We start from the raw sequence: 19,264 nt of genomic DNA, 5'->3' as shown, positions 1-19,264 counted from the left end.
TAGGTCGAACGGGGCCAAGCGCCCATCTGGCGGACAGGCGCCCGGCTGAACCGAGCCGGGCGATCACAGAGGATGTGACAGCCATGGATATTCGGCGCGCGGGAGAAGTGCCCTCCGGAAAGGGACCGGCGGAGTGGTTCACCGGCAATGTCCGCATCGACCCGCTGTTCAGTCCGCCCGATCCGGCGCGCGTGGCCGGCGCTCTCGTCACCTTTGAGCCCGGGGCCCGCACGGCCTGGCACACCCACCCGCTCGGTCAGACGCTCATCGTGACCGCTGGCTGCGGCTGGGTGCAACGCGAGGGCGGCGCGGTTGAAGAGATCCGCCCCGGCGACGTGGTGTGGTTCCCGCCGGGCGAGAAGCATTGGCACGGCGCTGCCGTGACCACCGCCATGAGCCACATCGCCGTCCAGGAAAAGCTCGATGGCAGCCCTGTCACCTGGATGGAGCATGTCACCGACGCGCAATACCGGCGCTGACGGCCTGGCCCGGGGGGAGGGGCCTCAGCGCAAGGCGGGCGCTGTCAGCGCAGCACCACCCCCGACTCGCTGCCGGCGGCGCGGGTCAGGATCGGGGCGATGGATTCCATCATCCACATCCGTGGCAGGTTGGTCAGCCTCTGGAGCGTCACCTCCGGCCCCAGCGTGAAGACGGGGTTGGACAAGGCGGCGCGGATCGCGGCCTGGTCGCCGCTCTGCAGGGGCCCGACGGCAGCGGCCAGCGCGGCCGAGGCTTGGCCGGGCAGCACGCTCAACGGGATGCCAATCGCCTCGCGCTCTTCGCGCACGGCCGCGGCAACTTGGGACCCGTAGCGCATCGGCAGGGCGATGGAGGTGGCGGGGTCGCGCATGCCGGCGACCGCCGCCTCGAACTGCGCGAGGGCCGCGGCCGCCTCGGCCGGCTTGCCTTGGTATTGGGTCATGTCGCCGAAATTGCGCTCGGCATAGGCGAGGTTCAGCCGGACGTTGTTCGGCTGGAAGCCGGCGCCGCCATAGCTGAAATCAGGTGGCTGGGACGCGCAGGCGCCAAGCCCGGCGCCCAGCAGCCCCATAACCATCATCGACCTGCGCCGCATCCTGCCCTCCATCGCCTCAGGCGAGAGCCAGGATGCCTCAGCGCGGGCCGGTTGGAAAAGGGGCCGCAGGTCAGAAGATGGCCCAGATCCCGACGCCGACCAGAGCCCAGAGCGGCAGCGACAACATGATGCCGTTGGCGAAGGCGCGGCCGGGGTTGTCGTCGCTCTGAAGCGCTTCGGCGTGCTGGGCTGCATAAGCCGGGAAGGTGCTGGAAGCGCGGACGTCTGGCATGGCTTTCTTTCTCCCGGCACAGCATCGGTGCCGGGTCATCTTGCGAGGGAGATCATTGACGACTGGTAAAGCGGACCCGCTGTTGATGCGCCGAGGCCATGGCGGCAGCCCGACCGCGATGTGGCGAAAACGCGGCGCGCGGCCGCCGGGGGTTGCCCGGCGGCGGGCGCCCTGCCACACCCTCGGCCGGCCATGACCGACGACCTGCCCAATCCCGCCCTGCTGCCCGCGGGGCTCGCCGACCTCCTGCCGCCCGAAGCCGAGCGGGAGGCCGCTCTCGTTGAAGCCATGATGGGCGTTTTCGCCGCCCATGGTTACGAACGGGTGAAGCCGCCGCTGCTGGAATTCGAGGACAGCCTGCTGGCCGGCTCGGGCGCTGCGGTGGCCGAGCAGACCTTCCGCCTGATGGATCCGGTCAGCCAGCGCATGATGGGGCTGCGGGCCGACACCACGCCGCAGGTCGCACGCATCGCCGCGACCCGCCTCGGCGCCCAGGCCCGGCCGCTGCGCCTGTGTTATGCCGGCCAGGTGCTGCGGGTGCGCGGCACCCAGCTCGCCCCCTCGCGCCAATTGCCGCAGGCCGGCGTGGAACTCATCGGCGGCGCCGCCCCGGCGGCGGATGCCGAGGTCGCCGTCGTCGCCATCGAGGCGTTGGCCGCGATCGGCGTCACCCAGATCAGCCTCGATGTGACGATGCCGACCATGGTGCCGGCGTTGATGGACGCTGCCGGGCTTGACGCCCCGCTGCGCTCCAGCCTGGCCCGCGCGCTCGACCGCAAGGACAGCGCGGCGGTCACAACGCTGGTGCACGGCCAGGCAGGGGCGCTCGCCGCCCTGCCGGGGCTGATGGCGGCGACCGGCCCGGCCGAGGGCGCCCTCGCGGCGCTCGACGCGGCCGAACTGCCGCCCGCCGCCCGTGCCATCGCCCAGAACGCCGCGGAGGTGCTCGCCGCCATCCAGGCCCGGGCGCCGGGGCTGCGCATCACGCTCGACCCGGTCGAGTTCCGCGGCTTCCGCTATCATACCGGCGTCGCCTTCACCCTGTATGGGCCGGGCATGTCCGGCGAACTCGCCCGCGGCGGTCGCTACGTCTCGCAGAATGACGAGCCGGCGACCGGCATGACGCTCTACCCTGACGCGGTGCTGAGCGCCGCGCCGGCAAGCGCGCCGATGCGGCGGCTGTTCCTGCCGATCGGCGCCGATGGCGCGGCCTTCCGCGCCGAGGGCTTCGCGACCGTCGCCGCACTCGCGGGCGAGGATACGCCGCAGCGTCTGCGCTGCACCCATGAACTGAAGGACGGCAGACCCGTCCCGATCCTGACGAAGGACTGAACCATGGCCAATGTCGCCGTGATCGGCGCCCAGTGGGGCGACGAGGGCAAGGGCAAGGTGGTGGACTGGCTCGCCAGCCGCGCCGATATCGTGGTGCGTTTCCAAGGCGGCCATAACGCCGGCCACACGCTGGTGGTGGGCAACGAGACCTACAAGCTGTCCCTGCTGCCCTCCGGCGTGGTGCGTGGCAAGACCGGCATCATCGGCAATGGCGTGGTGCTCGACCCCGAGGCGCTGCTGAGTGAGATCGCCCGCGTCACCGCCCAGGGCCTGACGGTGACCCCCGAAAACCTGCGCATCGCCGAAAACGTGCCGCTGATCCTGCCGCTGCACCCTGCGCTCGACAAGGCGCGCGAGGCCGCCCGCGGCGAGGACAAGATCGGCACCACCGGCCGTGGCATCGGCCCGGCCTATGAGGACAAGGTGGGCCGCCGCTCGATCCGCCTGTGCGACCTCGCCGAACCCGAGACGCTGTCGGCCAAGCTCGACGAATTGCTGCTGCACCACAACGCGCTGTTCCGCGGCCTCGGCGCCCCGGAATTCGAGAAGCAGGCGCTGCTCGACGGGCTGCTGGCGCTCGCTCCGCTGTTGCTGCCCTATGCCGAGCCGGTGTGGGAACGCCTCGATGAGGCGCGCAGCAGCGGCAAGCGCGTGCTGTTCGAGGGCGCCCAGGCGGTAATGCTCGACGTCGACCACGGCACCTATCCGTATGTGACGTCGTCGAACACCGTCGCCGGCAATGCGGCGGCGGGGGCGGGGGTCGGGCCGGATGCGGTCGGCTTCGTGCTCGGCATCGCCAAGGCCTATTGCACGCGCGTCGGCGCCGGGCCGTTCCCTTCCGAACTGTTCGACGCGACGGGCAAGCTGCTCGGCGAGCGCGGCCGCGAATTCGGCACCGTCACCGGCCGGCCGCGCCGTTGCGGCTGGTTCGACGCCTGCATGGTGCGCCAAGCGGTCAAGGTCGGTGGCATCAACGGCCTGGTGCTGACCAAGCTCGACGTGCTGGACGGCCTGCCGGAGCTGAAGATCTGCACCGGCTACCGCATCCATGGCGAGACGGTGAAGCGGCTGCCCGCCGCCTTGCGCGCCCAGGCCGCGGCCGAGCCGATCTATGAGACGATGGCCGGCTGGGCTGGTTCGACCCGCGGCGCCCGGTCCTACGCCGAACTGCCGGCCGAGGCGGTGAAGTATGTCCGCCGCATCGAGGAACTGGTCGAGGCGCCGATCGTGCTGCTCTCCACCAGCCCCGAGCGCGACGACACCATCATGATGCGCGACCCCTTCGCGGGGTGATATCGACGGTCGAAGGCTTCGACCGTCGATTTTCACCGTCGCATGCCCTCAATCGCCGGGCACTGGCATCCGGGTTAGCCAATCGAGTTGCCCTGCAACTCGATTGGGGCCCGTCCGCCGGCTTGGCTTTCGCCCGACGACCGGCGGGCCGCAATCGCGGCCTCGGCACACGCCAAAGGCTCGTGCTGTTGGTGACGCGCCGCGACGGTCGGCGGCCCGGTGACCCTGGCCCGTCGACCGTATTCCGCCTCCGGCGGTTGACCTGGGCAAGCGAAGCGGCGAGGTAGCGGCCAATGGCCCCACCTCCTCTGCTGATCCTGCAAGATATCCGTCACGGCTTCGGCTCCACGCGCCTGCTGGAAGGCGCGGGATTGTCCGTTTCGCCCGGTGAACGCCTGGCCCTGGTCGGGCGCAACGGCTCGGGCAAATCCACCCTGCTGAAGGTCGCCGCCGGGCTGATCCAGGCCGAGGGCGGCACCCGTTTCCTCCAGCCCGGCGCCACCATGCGCTACCTGGAGCAGGAGCCGAACCTCGCCACATTTCCCGACGTCATGGCCTATGTCCAGGCCGGGCTGGGGGCGAATGACGAGCCCTATCGCGCGCGCTACCTGCTCGAACAGCTCGGCATGACCGGGGAGGAGAAGCCGGCCGCGCTGTCGGGCGGCGAGACGCGCCGCGCGGCGCTGGTGCGCGCGCTGGCCTCCTCGCCCGACATCCTGCTGCTGGATGAACCGACCAACCATCTCGACCTGCCGGCAATCGAATGGCTGGAATCGGAGCTCGCCTCGCTCAATTGCGCGCTCGTTCTGATCAGCCATGACCGGCGCTTCCTCGAACGGCTGTCGAAGGCGATGGTGTGGCTCGACCGCGGCACCACGCGGCGGCTGGAACAGGGCTTCGAGCATTTCGAGACCTGGCGCGACCAGGTGCTGGAGGAGGAGGAGCGCGACGCCCACAAGCTCGCCCGCAAGATCGTGCGGGAGGAGCATTGGCTGCGCTACGGCGTGACCGCGCGGCGCAAGCGCAACGTGCGGCGGCTGGAGAATTTGCACACGCTGCGCGCCAAGCACCGCGAGCGTGTCGGCGCGCAGGGGCGCGTGACGATGGCGGCGTCAGAGGCCGCCGGGTCGGGCAACCTCGTCGTCGCGGCGGATGCGATTTCCAAATCCTATGGCGAGCGCACCATCGTGCGCGAGGTGACGACGCGCATCATGCGCGGCGATCGCGTCGGCATCGTCGGCCCGAATGGCGCCGGCAAGACCACGCTGCTGAACATGCTGATCGGCGTGCTGGCGCCCGACAGCGGCGAAGTGAAACTCGGCACGGCGATCGAGATGGTCGGCCTCGACCAGAAGCGCGCCAGCCTCGATCCGTCGATCACCCTGTCGGCCGCGCTGACCGAAGGCCGCGGCGACCAGGTGCATGTCAACGGCCAGCCGCGCCATGTGATCGGCTACATGAAGGATTTCCTGTTCACGCCGGAACAGGCGCGCACGCCGCTCTCGGCGCTGTCGGGCGGCGAGCGCGGGCGGCTGATGCTGGCCCGCGCCTTCGCCAAGCCGTCCAACCTGCTGGTGCTGGACGAGCCGACCAACGACCTCGATCTCGAGACGCTGGACCTGTTGCAGGAACTGGTGGCCGAATATGCCGGCACTGTCATCCTGGTCAGCCATGACCGCGACTTCCTCGACCGCACGGTGACCAGCGTGATCGCCTGGGAAGGCGATGGGCGCTGGCAGGAATATGCCGGTGGCTATTCCGACATGGTGGCGCAGCGTGGCCATGGCGTGCGGGCGCGCTCGGGCGAGCCGGCGCGGGCCGAAGCGAAGGCAGCGGCCAGGGCCGCGCCGGCGCCGCGCGATGCCGCGCCCGCCCGCAGCCGCGTGCGGATGAATGCCAAGGAACAGCACGAGCTGAAGACACTGCCGCGCGAGATGGAGAAGCTGTCGGCGGAGATGGCGAAGCTCAGCGCGCTGGTGGCCGATACGGGCTTCTACACGCGCGACCCGGTCGGCTTCCGCAAGGCGACGGAAGCGCTGGGCAAGGCGCAGGCCGCGCTGGCGGCGGCCGAGGAACGCTGGCTGGAATTGGAGATGCTGCGCGAGGAGGCGGGCTGAACCGCCCGCGCCGCGGAAGTGGATGAAGGCCGATGGCCGATGAACCGATCCCGGCGCTGCTGCCGCGCGGCGCCGGCCATCACTTCCTGATCTACGGCGATTCCTGTTCTGGCGTGCCCGGCGCCCAGCATGAGCAGACCTTTGCCGCGGTGAATGCCGTCGTGCGGCGCCTGTCGCCGCAACCCGACTTCATCCTGTTCCCGGGCGACGAGGTCATCGGCCTCACGCCCGACCCGGCCGCGCTGCGCGGCCAGTGGCGCCACTGGCTGGATGTCGAGATGGGCTGGCTCGACCGCCAACGCACGCCGATCTGGCACACCACGGGCAACCACACCGCCTATGACGCGATGAGCGAGGCGGTGTTTCGCGACGTGCTGGCGCTGCCGCCGAACGGGCCGCCAGGACAGGAGGGCCTGTCCTACTGGGTGCGTCGCGGCAACCTCCTGCTGGTCTTCGTGCACACGCTCTGGACCGGGCTGGGTGGGGAGGGGCATGTCGAAACCGACTGGCTGCGGGCGACGCTGAACGCCCATGCCGATGCGCGGTATAAGATCGTGCTCGGCCACCATCCGGTCTTTCCGATCAATGGCTTCGAAGGGAACTGCCAGCGCGAGATCGCCCATGAGGACAGGGCGCGCTTCTGGGGCATCCTCGTCGATGCCGGCGTGCTCGCCTATGTCTGCAGCCATATCCTCGCCTTCGACGTGCAGGTCCATCGCGGCGTGCTGCAGCTCTGCACCGCCGGTGCCGGGACCGCGCATCGGATGCCCGAGGGCGTCGAGTATCTGCATTGCGTGCAGGCGGCGCTCGATGCGGAGGGGTTGCGGTATCAGGTGTTGGATACGGACGGCGTCGTGCGGGAGGCGCTGGCATGGCCGCCGCGGCTGACCGATGGGTTGCCCTGGGTCGCTATTGGTCCGGGTGAGCGGGAGGCCGGTTTCTCCGGCCAGGTCGCCGGATTCGTGGAACTTCGCTGCGCGGGACGAACGGCGTCCAGGCCCTGGGCGCCGGCGCAGACCTTCTTTTCGGCCTTCGAGGATGGTGCGCTGGCGCCGCTATGGGTGGGGCTACGCGGGGCGCGGCAGACGCTGACTGTGATCGTCGGCCGCCGGCCGGGCCGTAGTCCGCTTTATTGGCTGGGGCCGGACCTGGCGCCCGGCCAGGACTTCGACCTGCATATCGGCTTCCACCCGGCGATGGGCCCGGGCGGCATCCTGGTTCGGGATCATGACGAGCCGCGCTGGACCTCGTGCACCGGCGCATCGGCGACCGGCATCGAGCAATTGGCTTGGCCCGGCCGCTGGAGCATCGGCCAGGGCCAGACGGGCCCATCCGACCGGCCCTTCGCCGGCACGGCCCTGACCGTCGCCATCCACGCGCCCTGAAATCACGGCGGGGTCCGGGGTAGCACGGTTACCCCGGCGGGGGGTGGGGGCGGCGGCCCCACTGCTTATTGCGCCTCGGCCAACAGCGCGTTCAGGTCCAGCCGCTTCGTCACCATCGCCAGCCTGCCATCTGGCTGGCGCGGCCAATCGGCTTCGTCCCGGTCGCGATACAGCTCGACACCATTGCCGTCCGGGTCGCGCAGATATAGCGCCTCGGAGACCCCGTGGTCGGACGCGCCCTCCAGCGGCCAGCCGGCATCCAGCAGCCGCAGCAGCGCCTGCGCCAGCGCCCGGCGGTCAGGGTACAGCAGGGCGACGTGGAACAGCCCGGTGGTGCCCGGCGGTGGCCAGGCGCCGTCCTTGCTCTCCCAGGTGTTGAGCGCGATGTGATGGTGATAGCCGCCGGCCGAGAGGAACACCGCCTGGTCGCCATAGCGCTGCTGCTCCTCCAGCCCGATCACGTCGCGCCAGAAGCCGAGGGCGCGTTCAAGATTCGCGACCTTCAGATGGACATGGCCGATGCGCGTCGCCGGATGGATGGCGGGGCGGGCGGTAGTGGGCTGGGGCAGGGTGTCGGGCATGGCGAGCGCTCCTCTTCTGCCCCTTCAGATGCGCCTTTGCGCGGGCTCGTGCCAATGGGATTGCGGGATCATGGCCATCGCCCTGGCCTATGACGCTCCACCCCCTTGCCGTACCGGCGGCGCGGAGGGATGAGAGGCCGATGCGGACATATCAAACGGACGTGCTGGTGCTGGGCTCGGGCTCGGCGGGGTTGGTGGCGGCGCTAACGGCGGCCGCGCAGGGGCTGCGCGTCACGGTGCTGGAGAAGACCGACCGGCTCGGCGGCACCACCGCCATGTCGGGCGCCGGCACCTGGGTGCCGGCCAACCACCACGCCGCCGAGGCCGGCATCGAGGACAGCATCGAGGAGGCGCTGACCTATATCCGCGCCGCCGCCCCCGAAGGTTGGGCCGAGACCGAGGCGCCTCTGTGGGAAGCCTTCGTGCGCGCCGCGCCGGAGATGCTGAAATTCGTCGAGGCGAAGACGCCGCTGCGTTTCGCCCTGACCCCGGAACCTGACCCGCTGCGGACCCTGCCGGGGGCGAAGATGCGGGGGCGGATGATGTCGCCCCGGGCACTCAGCCGGTGGCGGGCGGGGCGCTTCGCCTTCCGCATCCGGCGGTCCACCATCCCGGAGATCTTCACCTATCACGAGGCGGTGACCACCGACATCTACCATAAGCCGTACCGCACGGCGCTGTCGCTGGCGCCGCGTCTGGCATGGCGCTGGCTGGTCAATGCGCGCGGCAAGGGGACGGCGCTGGTCACCGGGCTGTTGCGTGGCTGCCTCGATGCCGGGGTGCAATTCGAACTGTCCGCCCGCGCCGTGGAACTGACCCAGGACAGGACGGGCGCGGTGACCGGCGCGGTGGTCGAACGTGGCGGCGGGCGCGAGAGCTGGTCCGCCAGCACCGGGGTGGTGATCGCGACCGGCGGTTTCGAATGGGATGCCGAGTTGCTTGCCCGGCATTTCCCAGGCCCCGTCGACTACCGCGGCAGCCCGACCGCGCATGAGGGCGATGGCCAGCGCATGGCCGCCGCCGCCGGCGCCGAACTGGCACGGATGGACCAGGCGACCATCGCGCCCTCGATTCCCGTGCGCTACCAGGGGCGCCTGCTGGCCCAGCCGGTGCCCTTCCATACCGAAACCAACGCCATGCTGGTCAACCGGCATGGCGAGCGCTTCATGAACGAGCTGACCTTCAACATCGGCGAGGCGCTCGACCGCCGCGACCCGGCGACTGGCCAGCCGATCCATCTGCCGGCCTGGGTGATCACCGATGCGCGCATGCTCGACCAAGTGCCCCCCGTGCGCTGGGCGGCGAAGGCCGATCCGGGCTGGATGCGCCAGGCGCCCGATATCGCCACCCTGGCCGGGCTGATCGGCGTGCCGCCGGGGGCGCTGGAGGCGAGCGTCGCCCGCTACAACGCCTTCGCCACCGAGGGACACGACGAGGATTTCGGCCGTCCGGCCCGGCCCGACCCGGCGGCGGCCGGCGACAAGCGGCGCCGGGCGGGGATGGACCCGATCACCCGGGCGCCCTTCCTGGCGATGCCACTCAGCCGGTCGATCCTCGGCACCAAGGGTGGCGCGCGGACCAACGAACATGCCGAGGTGCTGCGGCCGGACGGCAGCGTCATCCCCGGGCTGTTCGCGGCGGGCATCGCCATGGCGAACCCGATCGGGTCACGCAATGTCGGTACCGGGACGACGATCGGACCGAACATGGCCTGGGGGTACATCGTCGGGAAGCGGCTGGCGCAGCGCAACGCCGGGGCGCGGTAGGGCCCCGGAGGTCGCGGTGTCCTCCCCGGAACCCGGATCGCGGCCCAGCCGCGATCCGCGAGCGCACGGCGCGAAGGCAAGGCCGGCGCATGCTGGCCGTCCGCCGTCTGAGGGTCATGAAAAGTGGAGGGCGCTGGAAGCGCTCTTTATCAATGCGACATCAGCACCGGCACCGTCATCTGCCGCAGGATCGACCGCGTCACCCCGCCCAGCATGAATTCGCGCAGGCGCGAATGCCCATAGGCGCCGATGACGATCAGGTCGGCCGCCATGTCTGACGCCTGGTTCAGCAGCAGGTCCGCATCCGGCACGTCCGGGGCCAGGCGATGTTCGACCGTCACCGTCGCGCCGTGGCGCGCGAGGTGGACAGCGATATCCGCCCCCGGCTCCTCGCCATGCCCGTCGAGTCCTTGGCGCGGATTGGCGACAAGCACGCAGGCGGCATCCGCCTTGGCGATCAGCGGCAGCGCGTCATTGACGGCGCGGGCGGCTTCCCGGCTGGCATTCCAGCCTACCAGCACGCGCCGGCCGGTGGTGGTGAAGCTGCCGGCATAGGGGATCACCAGCACCGGTCGCCCCGAGCCGAACAGGATGTCACCCGGCAGGCCGACCGAATTGGTGGAAGGGCCGTCCGGGTCGTCCTGTCCGACGATCACCAGGTCGGCATAGCGGACATGCTGGGTGACGAGTTCGCCGACCATGCCTTCGGCCTGACGCCATTCGCCCTGCATCGACTCGCGGCGCATGCGCTCGCGGAAATCGGCCTCGATGCGCGCGGCCTCGGCGAGGCCGGTGTCGCGCAGCTGGTCCAACAGGGCCGCCATGCCCGCACCGCCGCCACCATCGGCCATGCCGATCAGCGGCATGCCGATATCGATGACGTGAAGGGCGGTCAGATGCGCATCGTGCCGGCGGGCGAGGTCGATGGCGAGGTCAAGCCGCCCAGCCGATTGGGGCGAGGTATCGAGGTGAACGAGAATATCTTTCAGCGGCATCGCAAATTCTCCCCTGCTGGTTGGCGCGTCTGGCGTTGGACCCGCCCTGCCATCGAAGGAAGCCCCCCCGGCGCGTGCGGTACCTGTTCCTGGACGCCACAGTGGGCCTGTTCGGGCCTGTGGAAAAGTCCTGCCTTGCCAAAGGGATCGTGGCGCGGAATCATGAACGAAATGGGAACATGTTTCTGGCTGTGACAAAGCGGGGACTCTTGGCAAGTCCCATGTTGGCCACCCGATGTGGTGGTCATGTGACTGTGGCAAGACTACATCTTGTGTCAGACGGCCCCTCGACGGCAGAATGCATGCCCAGGGGATGTGTTGGTTGGGGGGTACTACGGTGTTCGACGCAGTTCAGCTTGAGGGCCATGGCCAGGTCCGTACCGATCCGTCGCGCGACGCGCTGCTGACGGATTTCGGCAAGGCCACGCTCGACGACCGCTACCTGCTGCCGGGGGAGACCTATCAGGACCTCTTCGCGCGCGTGGCCTCGGCCTATGGCGATGACGCGGCGCATGCGCAGCGCATCTATGACTATATCAGCAAGCTATGGTTCATGCCGGCCACGCCGGTACTGTCCAATGGCGGCACGACGCGCGGACTGCCGATCTCCTGCTTCCTGAACGAAGCCTCCGACAGCCTCGATGGCATCGTCGGGCTGTGGAACGAGAATGTCTGGCTGGCCGCCAAGGGCGGCGGCATCGGCTCCTACTGGGGCAATCTGCGCGGCATCGGCGAGAAGGTCGGGCGCAACGGCAAGACCTCGGGCGTCATCCCCTTCATCCGGGTAATGGACAGCCTGACGCTGGCGATCTCCCAGGGTTCGCTGCGCCGCGGCTCGGCCGCCTGCTACCTGCCGGTGAACCACCCCGAGATCGAGGAATTCCTCGAAATGCGCCGCCCGACCGGCGGCGACCCGAACCGCAAGGCGCTGAACCTGCACCACGGCATCCTGATCCCGGATGCCTTCATGCGCGCGGTCGAGAATGACGAGGAATGGGCGCTGCTCTCGCCCAAGGACCAAGCCGTGATGCGCAAGGTCTCGGCGCGCGCGCTGTGGATCCGCATCCTGACGGCGCGCATCGAGACGGGCGAGCCGTACCTGATCTATTCCGACCACGTGCATCGCGCGCAGCCGGAGCATCACAAGCTGGCGGGGCTTGAGGTGAAGACCTCGAACCTGTGCTCCGAGATCACCCTGCCGACCGGGCTCGACCAGCATGGCGAACAGCGCACCGCGGTGTGCTGCCTGTCCTCGCTGAACTGCGAGACCTGGTTCGAGTGGAAGGACGATCCGCTGTTCATCACGGATGTGATGCGCTTCCTCGACAACGTGCTGCAGTCCTTCATCGACACCGCGCCGGATTCGATGGCGCGGGCTAAGTACAGCGCTATGCGCGAGCGGTCCGTCGGCCTCGGCGTGATGGGCTTCCATTCCTTCCTGCAGATGATGAACGTGCCCTTCGAGTCCGTCGTCGCGAAGGTGTGGAACAAGAGGATGTTCAAGCATGTGCGCGAGCAGGCGGATGCCGCCTCGCGCCTGCTGGCCGAGGAGCGCGGCCCATGCCCCGACGCCGCCGAATACGGCATCATGGAGCGCTTCTCCCACAAGATGGCGATCGCGCCGACGGCGAGCATTTCCATCATCTGCGGCGGCGCCTCCCCGGGCATCGAGCCGATCGCGGCGAACGTCTACAACCACAAGACGCTCTCCGGCTCCTTCATCGTGCGCAACCCGTATCTGCAGAAGCTGCTCGCCAAGCATGGCCGCGACGATGACGAGACCTGGACCTCGGTGACCGTCACCAAGGGCTCGGTGCAGCATCTCGATTTCCTCTCCGAGCAGGAGAAGGCGATCTTCAAGACCGCCTTCGAACTGGACCAGCGCTGGGTCATCGAGCACGCCGCCGACCGCACGCCGTTCATCTGCCAGTCGCAGTCGGTGAACCTGTTCCTGCCGGCGAATGTGCATAAGCGCGACCTGCACCAGATCCACATGACGGCGTGGAAGAAGGGCGTGAAGTCGCTGTACTACTGCCGCTCGCTGTCGATCCAACGCGCGGACACGATCAGCGAGAAGGTGGTCGGGCAGGGGGACATCATGGCGGCGCATGTGCCGACGGAACGCGAAGTGCGGTTGCCGATGGCGGCGGCGGCGCCGGTGGGCAGCCCGAACAATTATGAGGAATGCCTGGCCTGCCAGTGAAAAGGTTGGAGGGGCTCTGCCCCTCCAAGCCACCCCGCCAAAGGCCTAAGGGCCCTTGGAACCCTTGTTTTTGGTTTGGGGGAGATGCGTCGCCCGTCGCTACCAATGGCGGCGCGGGCGCGGCGGCGGCTCGCATGAAATGCCGTCGCCATCGGCGTCGAGATGACGGAAGTAGCCCGGCGTGCCGATCCGGGCCGAGGCGTAGCCCATGGCGCGCGCCTGAGCGCAATTCCTTGGTACGCCATAGGCGCGCGTCAGGCTTGCAGGGACGTAGGGCGCGACCAGGCGCAATGCACCCGTGAAGGCGAGGGCGCCCAGCACGGCCAGGAATGGCAGCGCGATCCCCCATCGCGATCGCCACGGACGGCGCAGCAGTGCCGGTCGCGCCACCATCAGCGCGGCGAGACCGGCCGCCACCCCGCCGCCCAGAAAATATGCCGCAGGCGCCTGCGCCATCATGTCCAGCATCGGATCCGCATTCCGCCACCGGCGCCAAATCGAGGTGTCCAGAGGCCTTTGGTGGGTGGGGTTCGGGGAGGGCAAAGCCCTCCCTGATCGCCCCCCATCGACGTCCGCGCCCAACTCCCGCTAGCCTGCCTCCCAACGACCAAGGGAGGAACAACGATGATCACCCGCCGCAGCCTCGCGCTTGCGACAGCGGGCGTCGCGATCGCCAGCACCGCGCGCGCCCAGGGCACCTGGCCCGAAAAGCCTATCCGCCTCATCGTCGGCTACCCCGCCGGCGGCCCGACCGATTTCGGCGGCCGGCTGTTGCAGGACCCGCTCGGCCGCGCCTGGGGTCAGCCCATTGTCATCGAGAATCGCCCTGGCGCGAGCCAAGTGATCGCCAGCGAGGCGGTCGCCCGCTCCCCGGCCGATGGCTACACGATCTTTCTCGCGGCCAGCACGCATGCCTCGAACGCGGCGGTCTATGCGCGGCTGCCATACGACACGCTCGCCGACTTCACGCCGATCGTGAACATATACGCCTCGCCAACGGTGCTGTTCGTCGGCAAGGACTCGCCTTATCAGACGGTGGCCCAGCTGGTGGAAGCGGCCAAGCGCGACCCGGGCATGGCCTTCGCGTCTTCGGGCAATGGCTCCTCGGGGCATTTCGCGCTGGAGATCTTCCGCCGCAAGGCCGGGATCGAGGTAACGCATGTGGCGTTCCGCGGCGGCGCGCCGGCCTTGCAGGAAGTGGTGGCTGGTCGCGTGCCGGCGACCTTCAGCACGCTGTCGGGCGCGATCGGCCTGGCGCGGGATGGCAGCTTGCGGGCGCTGGCGATCGGCGGACCGAACCGCGTCGAAGTGCTGCCCGCCATCCCGACCATGGCGGAGGCGGGGTTCGAGATTCCCGACACCAGCCCATGGTACGGCTTCATCGGCCCGAAGGGGCTGCCGCGAACGATCGTGGAGCGGATCTCCCGCGATGTGATCGCGCAGCTGCGTGACACGACCATTGCGCGGCGAATCCTCGATACCGGTGGTGTCATCATCGCCGAGGGACCTGACGCCTTCGATGCGCGCATTCGCCGCGAACTGGCGGAAAATGCGGTGGTGGCGCGCGAGGCCGGCATTCGCGTCGAGTAGCGTGATCCCGCGGGCAGCGTTGCCGGCTCAACGAGTCGGCCGCTGCACCGCGACGAAACCCCTGTGACACAACATCTTGCGGTCATCCATTGTCGCAAACACCATTTATGGTAGGTATTGGCGCATCGCATCGCTGCTGGGGGTGGCTCATGGCCGACGGAATCTCGAACGACGAACTTCCGGTGAAGTTCGACCTTCTCACCGCGAACCCGGTCTACAAGCCCTTCCGCTACCCCTGGGCCTATGATGCCTGGCTGACCCAGCAGCGCATCCATTGGCTGCCGGAAGAGGTGCCGCTCGCCGATGACGTGAAGGACTGGCAGAAGAACCTCACGGAGTCCGAGCGCAACCTGCTCACCCAGATCTTCCGCTTCTTCACCCAGGCGGATGTCGAGGTGAACAACTGCTACATGAAGCAGTACAGCCAGGTCTTCAAGCCGACCGAAGTGCTGATGATGATGTCGGCCTTCTCGAACACCGAGACGATCCACATCGCCGCCTACAGCCATCTCCTCGACACCATCGGTATGCCGGAAATCGAGTACACGGCGTTCCTGAAGTACAAGGAGATGAAGGACAAATACGACTACATGCAGACCTTCTCGGTCGAATCCAAGACCGAGATCGCCAAGACGCTCGCCGCATTCGGCGCCTTCACCGAAGGGCTGCAGCTGTTCGCTTCCTTCGCGATCCTGATGAACTTCCCGCGCTTCAACAAGATGAAGGGCATGGGGCAGATCGTCTCGTGGTCGGTGCGCGACGAGACGCTGCACTGCCTGTCGGTCATCCGCCTGTTCCGCACCTTCGTGCAGGAAAATCCCGAGATCTGGACAGCGGAGTTGAAGCGCGACCTGTACCGCATTTGCGGTACGATCGTGGAACATGAAGACGCGTTCATCGACCTCGCCTTCGAACTCGGCGGCGTGCAGGGCCTCGATGCGGCGCAGACCAAGACCTACATCCGCTTCATCGCCGATCGGCGGCTGCAGCAGCTCGGCCTCGAACCGCTCTACAATATCGAGAAGAACCCGCTGCCCTGGCTCGACGAGATGCTGAACGCCGTCGAGCACACCAACTTCTTCGAGAACCGTTCGACGGAGTATTCGAAGGCGAGCACCGGCGGCACCTGGGAAGAGGCCTTCGCCGATTCGGTCTTCTCGACCCCGCAACCAGAGGGTGAAATCGAGACGGTTCGCCATTGATACGGCGCGGCTGTTCACACGCCGAAATGCGGGGCGCTCTTGCGCGCCCCGTGCAGTGCGGACTAACTGCGCCGCATCATGCTCCGCGCCATCCGGTTTGCCTCCATCATTCTTGTCGTCCTGCTCGGCGGGGTCTGGGCCACGGCCTGGTTCGCCCGAACGCCGGACGAATCCGTGGCCGACGCCTTCATGCGGCAGCTTGCGCGCCTGACCGGCGCCGAGATGCCCGCGGCCGGTGGCGTGCAGATCGCGCAGGGCGTGTCACTCGGCGGGCCGTTCACCCTGGTCGACCAGACCGGCAAGACGGTGACGGAACGCGACTTCGCCGGGCGCCCGCTGCTGATATACTTCGGCTTCACCTATTGCCCGGATGTCTGCCCGACCGAACTCGGCACCATCGCCGCGGCGCTCGACACAATGGGTCCGGCGGGCGAGCAGGTTACTCCGATCTTCATCACGATCGATCCGGAACGCGATACGCCCGAGGCGATGGCCGACTATGTCTCGCGCTTTCATTCGCGCCTGGTCGGGCTTACCGGGACGCCGGAACAAGTGGCGCAGGCGGCGCGCGCGTATCGCGTGTACTACGCGAAGGTGCAGCCGCGCGATTCAACAGCTTACCTGATGGATCATTCGTCATTCATCTATTTCGTTGGATCAGACGGTCGCGTTCGCAACCTGTTTCGCCCAGACACCACGCCGGAAGCGATTGCTGCCGCCGTCAGAGCACAGCTTCGCGCGCATTGATACACAGGCTTACTAAAGATCACTCAGGGGCCTATGTTACACAGAGCGCGTTCCGGTGTCGGTTTTGGTATCAGGCACAGGGATGGGCGGAGGGGCATCATGTCGGTTGACGATAACGATGGCGCCATGAGCGCCGAGGCTGGACGTGGCGGGCCAACGGCTCAACGCCATACCCGCCGGCTGTCCGACAAAATCCTGATCGCATTCCACCATGCCTGCGACCAGAGCGATTTCGAAGTCGCCGAGGAATTGTTGCGCATTCTCGAGATGATGCTGACGCGTCGTCCGACATCGCCGGATTCCAATCGACGCAAGAACCTGGAAAGCTTGGTGGCGGCGCATGAGCGGCTGTGGCTGCTGCGCCATCCGGAAGTCAGGGACCAGTAGGTCGGGCGATCCGCATCGGCGCGCGCACAGGCCCATGATCGGTGAGGGCCGCAGGCCAGCGCCACATGAAGGGCGCTTCCGTTCGCTTCGGCGCGCTGCGAGCACTCCAGCTCCTTGGTCTTGCACCCCGTGAGGTGACCCTGCCTGATCGGGATCCGTTTCAGGCCAGAGCATCGGCGCGGCGCAGCACATGCTCGGCGGCATCGGTGAAGGCGCCATCGGCCTCATGCAGCACGAAGGGCGGCAGCAGGCAGGCAGGCGCGCGCCCCCTCTTGCGTGCGCGGATCAGCACGCGCTTGGCCGGCTGCCCGGCGCGCGGTGCGACCGGCAGCAGCGTGACCGACCCACAACCCGCCTGCCGCAGCGCCGCAATGCCCACATCGAATCGCGCCGCCGGCAACACCAGGCTGATGGTGCCGCGATCACGCAAGGCCGCTGCTAGGAAGATCGCCCAGGCCTGCAGGCCCGCCCCCGATTCATGCGTTGCCGCGCGCCGTACCGCGCCGGGTGGCGGCGTGCCACCAGGCCAATAGGGCGGATTGGCGAAGACATGCTCGACAGGGCCAAGCTGATGCGCCAGGGCGAGGTCGCCGACATCACCTTCCGTCACGACCGCGTCGGCGCCATTGGCAGCGGCATTGTCGCGCGCCAGGGCGGCCATCGCCCTCTCGCGCTCCACCGCGACGATGCGCAACCCGGGCACCCGCGCGGCAAGGCAAAGGAAGGCCGCACCACTGCCGCAGCCGGCCTCCAGCACCCGTTCCCCGGCGCGCGCCGGTACAAAGGCGGCCAGCAGCACCGCGTCCAGCCCGGCGCGGAATCCCCGCAGCGGCTGGCGCAGCCGCACGCGGCCATCAAGCAGCGTATCCGCGGTCGTTTCGCTCACGCCCAGGCCTCGCCGGCCTCCCGCAGGACGGCGCGTGCACGCTGCTCATCCTCGGTCACTACGGCAAGGCGCCGCGGGAAGGCGCCGATGCCGCCCTCCATTGCGCTGATATGCGCGTCGAGCACGATGGTTTCTATGCCCGCGTCGCTGAGCAGCGCGCGCAGGAAGGACAGCCGGACCGGGTCCGTAGTGGTGGCGACGACGCGCATCGCAAGTGTATTTCCCTGGTTTTTCCGCTGCTTGCCGCCTGGGCGGGGCGTGACTATGGTGCGCGCCGCAGCAGGAGAAGAGCAAGGGTGAGCGCCACCGCCAAGCCGTTCGTCGCCGGCCAGGCGCGGGATAGTGTCGCCGGCCAGGCGCGGGAAAATGCCGCCGCGTCGCGCAAGGGCGTGGACGCGCTGAGCGCCCTGACCATGCTGGTGCGCGACGACCTCGAAGCCTGCAATCGCCTGATCGTCGAACGCATGCAGAGCGACGTCTCGCTGATCCCGCAACTCGCCGCCCATATCGTCGCCGCCGGCGGCAAACGGCTGCGCCCGCTGCTGACCCTCGCCGCGGCTCGGCTGTGCGGCTATCGCGGGCAGCGCCATGTCGGGCTCGCCGCCTGTGTCGAGTTCATCCACACTGCGACATTGCTGCATGACGACGTGGTCGATGAAAGCGCGCTGCGGCGCGGCCAGGCCTCGGCCAATGCGCTGTTCGGCAACAAGGCCTCGGTGCTGGTTGGCGACTTCCTGTTCTCCCGTGCCTTCGAGGTGATGGTCGAGGACGGCTCGCTCGAAGTGCTGCGCATCCTGTCTTCCGCCTCCTCGACCATCGCCGAGGGCGAGGTGCTGCAACTCATCACCCAGAACGACACCACGACGACCGAGGCGCAGTACCTCAAGGTCATCGAGGGCAAGACCGCCGCGCTCTTCGCCGCCGCGACCGAGGTCGGCGCCGTCGTCGCCGACCAGCCGCCGGCCGGCCAGGCGGCACTGCGCGACTTCGGCATGGCGCTCGGTGTCGCCTTCCAACTGGTGGATGACGCGCTCGACTACAGCGCTGACCAGCAGGCGCTGGGCAAGACCGTCGGTGACGACTTCCGCGAGGGCAAGATCACGCTGCCTGTGCTGCTCGCCTTCGCCCGCGGCAGCGACGAGGAACGCATCTTCTGGCGCCGCACCCTCGAGGAGCGCGAACAGGCCGACAGCGACCTCGGGCAGGCCCTGGCGCTGATGCGTCGGCACGGCGCGCTGGATGACACCATCGAACGCGCGCGTCTCTACGGCGACCATGCGATCGCGGCACTGGCCGGCTTCCCGGACGTGGCCGAGAAGAAGGCGCTGGCCGATGTCGTCGCCTTCTGCATCGAGCGGGCGCATTGAGCACCATCCGATCAGGTGCAACACCTGATCGGACCGCTTGCCACGACGGGCGCCTGTTGAGCCGGCCACGCCGAACCGAAGCCGCCCCGGGGAACAGCCAATGTGG

Annotated in this window: 19 protein-coding genes; 12 read left to right on the top strand and 7 right to left on the bottom strand. The window is 68.5% G+C overall.

Going from position 1 to position 19,264, the window contains the following annotated elements:
* The first annotated feature begins 83 nt into the window (after window positions 1–83).
* A complete protein-coding gene (locus IEY36_RS20555) occupies window positions 84–479 on the top strand; it encodes a (R)-mandelonitrile lyase (protein WP_188970250.1) in 396 nt (131 codons plus the stop codon).
* A 44-nt stretch (window positions 480–523) separates the two neighbouring features.
* Here IEY36_RS20555 and IEY36_RS20550 read toward each other — a convergent pair whose 3' ends face one another.
* Both IEY36_RS20550 and IEY36_RS20545 read right to left on the bottom strand, forming a co-directional pair.
* A complete protein-coding gene (locus IEY36_RS20550; protein WP_188970248.1) occupies window positions 524–1,075 on the bottom strand; it encodes a hypothetical protein in 552 nt (183 codons plus the stop codon).
* A gap of 70 nt (window positions 1,076–1,145) precedes the next feature.
* Window positions 1,146–1,307, bottom strand: coding sequence for a hypothetical protein (locus IEY36_RS20545; protein ID WP_188970246.1), 162 nt, complete (start codon window positions 1,305–1,307; stop codon window positions 1,146–1,148).
* 192 nt (window positions 1,308–1,499) lie between these two features.
* Between IEY36_RS20545 and IEY36_RS20540 the strand changes: the two genes are divergently transcribed.
* The 4 genes from IEY36_RS20540 (at window position 1,500) to IEY36_RS20525 (ending at window position 7,434) form a co-directional block, all read left to right on the top strand.
* Window positions 1,500–2,639, top strand: coding sequence for an ATP phosphoribosyltransferase regulatory subunit (locus IEY36_RS20540; RefSeq protein WP_188970244.1), 1,140 nt, complete (start codon window positions 1,500–1,502; stop codon window positions 2,637–2,639).
* Between the two features lie 3 nt (window positions 2,640–2,642).
* A complete protein-coding gene (locus IEY36_RS20535; RefSeq protein ID WP_188970242.1) occupies window positions 2,643–3,932 on the top strand; it encodes an adenylosuccinate synthase in 1,290 nt (429 codons plus the stop codon).
* A 293-nt stretch (window positions 3,933–4,225) separates the two neighbouring features.
* Window positions 4,226–6,049 (top strand): ABC-F family ATP-binding cassette domain-containing protein, encoded by a 1,824-nt coding sequence (locus IEY36_RS20530; RefSeq protein ID WP_188970240.1) that lies wholly within the window; start codon window positions 4,226–4,228, stop codon window positions 6,047–6,049.
* Window positions 6,050–6,081: 32 nt separating this feature from the next.
* Complete coding sequence (locus IEY36_RS20525) at window positions 6,082–7,434, top strand: metallophosphoesterase family protein (protein ID WP_188970233.1); 1,353 nt, start codon at window positions 6,082–6,084, stop codon at window positions 7,432–7,434.
* A 65-nt stretch (window positions 7,435–7,499) separates the two neighbouring features.
* Here IEY36_RS20525 and IEY36_RS20520 read toward each other — a convergent pair whose 3' ends face one another.
* Window positions 7,500–8,015 carry a VOC family protein gene (locus IEY36_RS20520; protein ID WP_188970230.1) on the bottom strand — a complete coding sequence of 172 codons (516 nt, stop codon included), beginning with the start codon at window positions 8,013–8,015 and terminating at the stop codon, window positions 7,500–7,502.
* Between the two features lie 140 nt (window positions 8,016–8,155).
* On the opposite strand from IEY36_RS20520, the gene IEY36_RS20515 reads away from it, so the two are divergent.
* On the top strand, window positions 8,156–9,781 hold the full coding sequence (locus tag IEY36_RS20515; protein WP_188970228.1) for an FAD-dependent oxidoreductase: 1,626 nt from the start codon (window positions 8,156–8,158) through the stop codon (window positions 9,779–9,781).
* Window positions 9,782–9,930: 149 nt separating this feature from the next.
* On the opposite strand, the gene IEY36_RS20510 is transcribed toward IEY36_RS20515, so the two are convergent.
* Window positions 9,931–10,776, bottom strand: coding sequence for a universal stress protein (locus tag IEY36_RS20510; RefSeq protein ID WP_188970226.1), 846 nt, complete (start codon window positions 10,774–10,776; stop codon window positions 9,931–9,933).
* Between the two features lie 313 nt (window positions 10,777–11,089).
* Between IEY36_RS20510 and IEY36_RS20505 the strand changes: the two genes are divergently transcribed.
* Window positions 11,090–12,979 (top strand): ribonucleoside-diphosphate reductase subunit alpha, encoded by a 1,890-nt coding sequence (locus IEY36_RS20505; RefSeq protein WP_188970224.1) that lies wholly within the window; start codon window positions 11,090–11,092, stop codon window positions 12,977–12,979.
* Window positions 12,980–13,078: 99 nt separating this feature from the next.
* Here IEY36_RS20505 and IEY36_RS20500 read toward each other — a convergent pair whose 3' ends face one another.
* Window positions 13,079–13,447, bottom strand: a complete 369-nt coding sequence (locus IEY36_RS20500) for an excalibur calcium-binding domain-containing protein (RefSeq protein WP_229681457.1) — start codon at window positions 13,445–13,447, stop codon at window positions 13,079–13,081.
* Window positions 13,448–13,603: 156 nt separating this feature from the next.
* Here IEY36_RS20500 and IEY36_RS20495 point away from each other — a divergent pair, with 156 nt between their 5' ends.
* From IEY36_RS20495 to IEY36_RS20480, 4 genes are all read left to right on the top strand, one after another.
* Window positions 13,604–14,569, top strand: coding sequence for a Bug family tripartite tricarboxylate transporter substrate binding protein (locus IEY36_RS20495; protein ID WP_188970222.1), 966 nt, complete (start codon window positions 13,604–13,606; stop codon window positions 14,567–14,569).
* A gap of 149 nt (window positions 14,570–14,718) precedes the next feature.
* Window positions 14,719–15,771 carry a ribonucleotide-diphosphate reductase subunit beta gene (locus tag IEY36_RS20490; RefSeq protein WP_188970220.1) on the top strand — a complete coding sequence of 351 codons (1,053 nt, stop codon included), beginning with the start codon at window positions 14,719–14,721 and terminating at the stop codon, window positions 15,769–15,771.
* A gap of 78 nt (window positions 15,772–15,849) precedes the next feature.
* Window positions 15,850–16,518: an SCO family protein gene (locus IEY36_RS20485; protein WP_188970218.1), complete on the top strand. Its 669-nt coding sequence runs from the start codon at window positions 15,850–15,852 to the stop codon at window positions 16,516–16,518.
* A 126-nt stretch (window positions 16,519–16,644) separates the two neighbouring features.
* A complete protein-coding gene (locus IEY36_RS20480; protein ID WP_229681456.1) occupies window positions 16,645–16,905 on the top strand; it encodes a hypothetical protein in 261 nt (86 codons plus the stop codon).
* Between the two features lie 160 nt (window positions 16,906–17,065).
* Here IEY36_RS20480 and IEY36_RS20475 read toward each other — a convergent pair whose 3' ends face one another.
* Window positions 17,066–17,791, bottom strand: a complete 726-nt coding sequence (locus tag IEY36_RS20475) for a tRNA1(Val) (adenine(37)-N6)-methyltransferase (RefSeq protein WP_229681455.1) — start codon at window positions 17,789–17,791, stop codon at window positions 17,066–17,068.
* A complete protein-coding gene (locus IEY36_RS20470; RefSeq protein WP_188970214.1) occupies window positions 17,788–18,000 on the bottom strand; it encodes a putative signal transducing protein in 213 nt (70 codons plus the stop codon). Before IEY36_RS20470 ends, IEY36_RS20475 begins: the two co-directional genes overlap by 4 nt.
* 204 nt (window positions 18,001–18,204) lie before the next feature.
* Between IEY36_RS20470 and IEY36_RS20465 the strand changes: the two genes are divergently transcribed.
* Window positions 18,205–19,158, top strand: a complete 954-nt coding sequence (locus IEY36_RS20465) for a polyprenyl synthetase family protein (RefSeq protein WP_188970360.1) — start codon at window positions 18,205–18,207, stop codon at window positions 19,156–19,158.
* Window positions 19,159–19,264: the final 106 nt, after the last annotated feature.

Source organism: Neoroseomonas lacus, assembly GCF_014644535.1.
GTDB classification, from domain to species: Bacteria; Pseudomonadota; Alphaproteobacteria; order Acetobacterales; family Acetobacteraceae; genus Neoroseomonas; species Neoroseomonas lacus.
This window is presented reverse-complemented; position numbering and strand designations above follow the sequence as displayed.

Coding starts and splice junctions, on each gene's coding strand:
- IEY36_RS20535 (WP_188970242.1), top strand. CDS start 2,643: ATGGCCAATGTCGCCGTGATCGGCGCCCAGTGGGGCGACGAGGGCAAG.
- IEY36_RS20540 (WP_188970244.1), top strand. CDS start 1,500: ATGACCGACGACCTGCCCAATCCCGCCCTGCTGCCCGCGGGGCTCGCC.
- IEY36_RS20480 (WP_229681456.1), top strand. CDS start 16,645: ATGAGCGCCGAGGCTGGACGTGGCGGGCCAACGGCTCAACGCCATACC.
- IEY36_RS20490 (WP_188970220.1), top strand. CDS start 14,719: ATGGCCGACGGAATCTCGAACGACGAACTTCCGGTGAAGTTCGACCTT.
- IEY36_RS20520 (WP_188970230.1), bottom strand. CDS start 8,015: ATGCCCGACACCCTGCCCCAGCCCACTACCGCCCGCCCCGCCATCCAT.
- IEY36_RS20465 (WP_188970360.1), top strand. CDS start 18,205: ATGCTGGTGCGCGACGACCTCGAAGCCTGCAATCGCCTGATCGTCGAA.
- IEY36_RS20510 (WP_188970226.1), bottom strand. CDS start 10,776: ATGCCGCTGAAAGATATTCTCGTTCACCTCGATACCTCGCCCCAATCG.
- IEY36_RS20550 (WP_188970248.1), bottom strand. CDS start 1,075: ATGCGGCGCAGGTCGATGATGGTTATGGGGCTGCTGGGCGCCGGGCTT.
- IEY36_RS20485 (WP_188970218.1), top strand. CDS start 15,850: ATGCTCCGCGCCATCCGGTTTGCCTCCATCATTCTTGTCGTCCTGCTC.
- IEY36_RS20470 (WP_188970214.1), bottom strand. CDS start 18,000: ATGCGCGTCGTCGCCACCACTACGGACCCGGTCCGGCTGTCCTTCCTG.
- IEY36_RS20515 (WP_188970228.1), top strand. CDS start 8,156: ATGCGGACATATCAAACGGACGTGCTGGTGCTGGGCTCGGGCTCGGCG.
- IEY36_RS20525 (WP_188970233.1), top strand. CDS start 6,082: ATGGCCGATGAACCGATCCCGGCGCTGCTGCCGCGCGGCGCCGGCCAT.
- IEY36_RS20555 (WP_188970250.1), top strand. CDS start 84: ATGGATATTCGGCGCGCGGGAGAAGTGCCCTCCGGAAAGGGACCGGCG.
- IEY36_RS20500 (WP_229681457.1), bottom strand. CDS start 13,447: ATGCTGGACATGATGGCGCAGGCGCCTGCGGCATATTTTCTGGGCGGC.
- IEY36_RS20495 (WP_188970222.1), top strand. CDS start 13,604: ATGATCACCCGCCGCAGCCTCGCGCTTGCGACAGCGGGCGTCGCGATC.
- IEY36_RS20505 (WP_188970224.1), top strand. CDS start 11,090: ATGTGTTGGTTGGGGGGTACTACGGTGTTCGACGCAGTTCAGCTTGAG.
- IEY36_RS20545 (WP_188970246.1), bottom strand. CDS start 1,307: ATGCCAGACGTCCGCGCTTCCAGCACCTTCCCGGCTTATGCAGCCCAG.
- IEY36_RS20530 (WP_188970240.1), top strand. CDS start 4,226: ATGGCCCCACCTCCTCTGCTGATCCTGCAAGATATCCGTCACGGCTTC.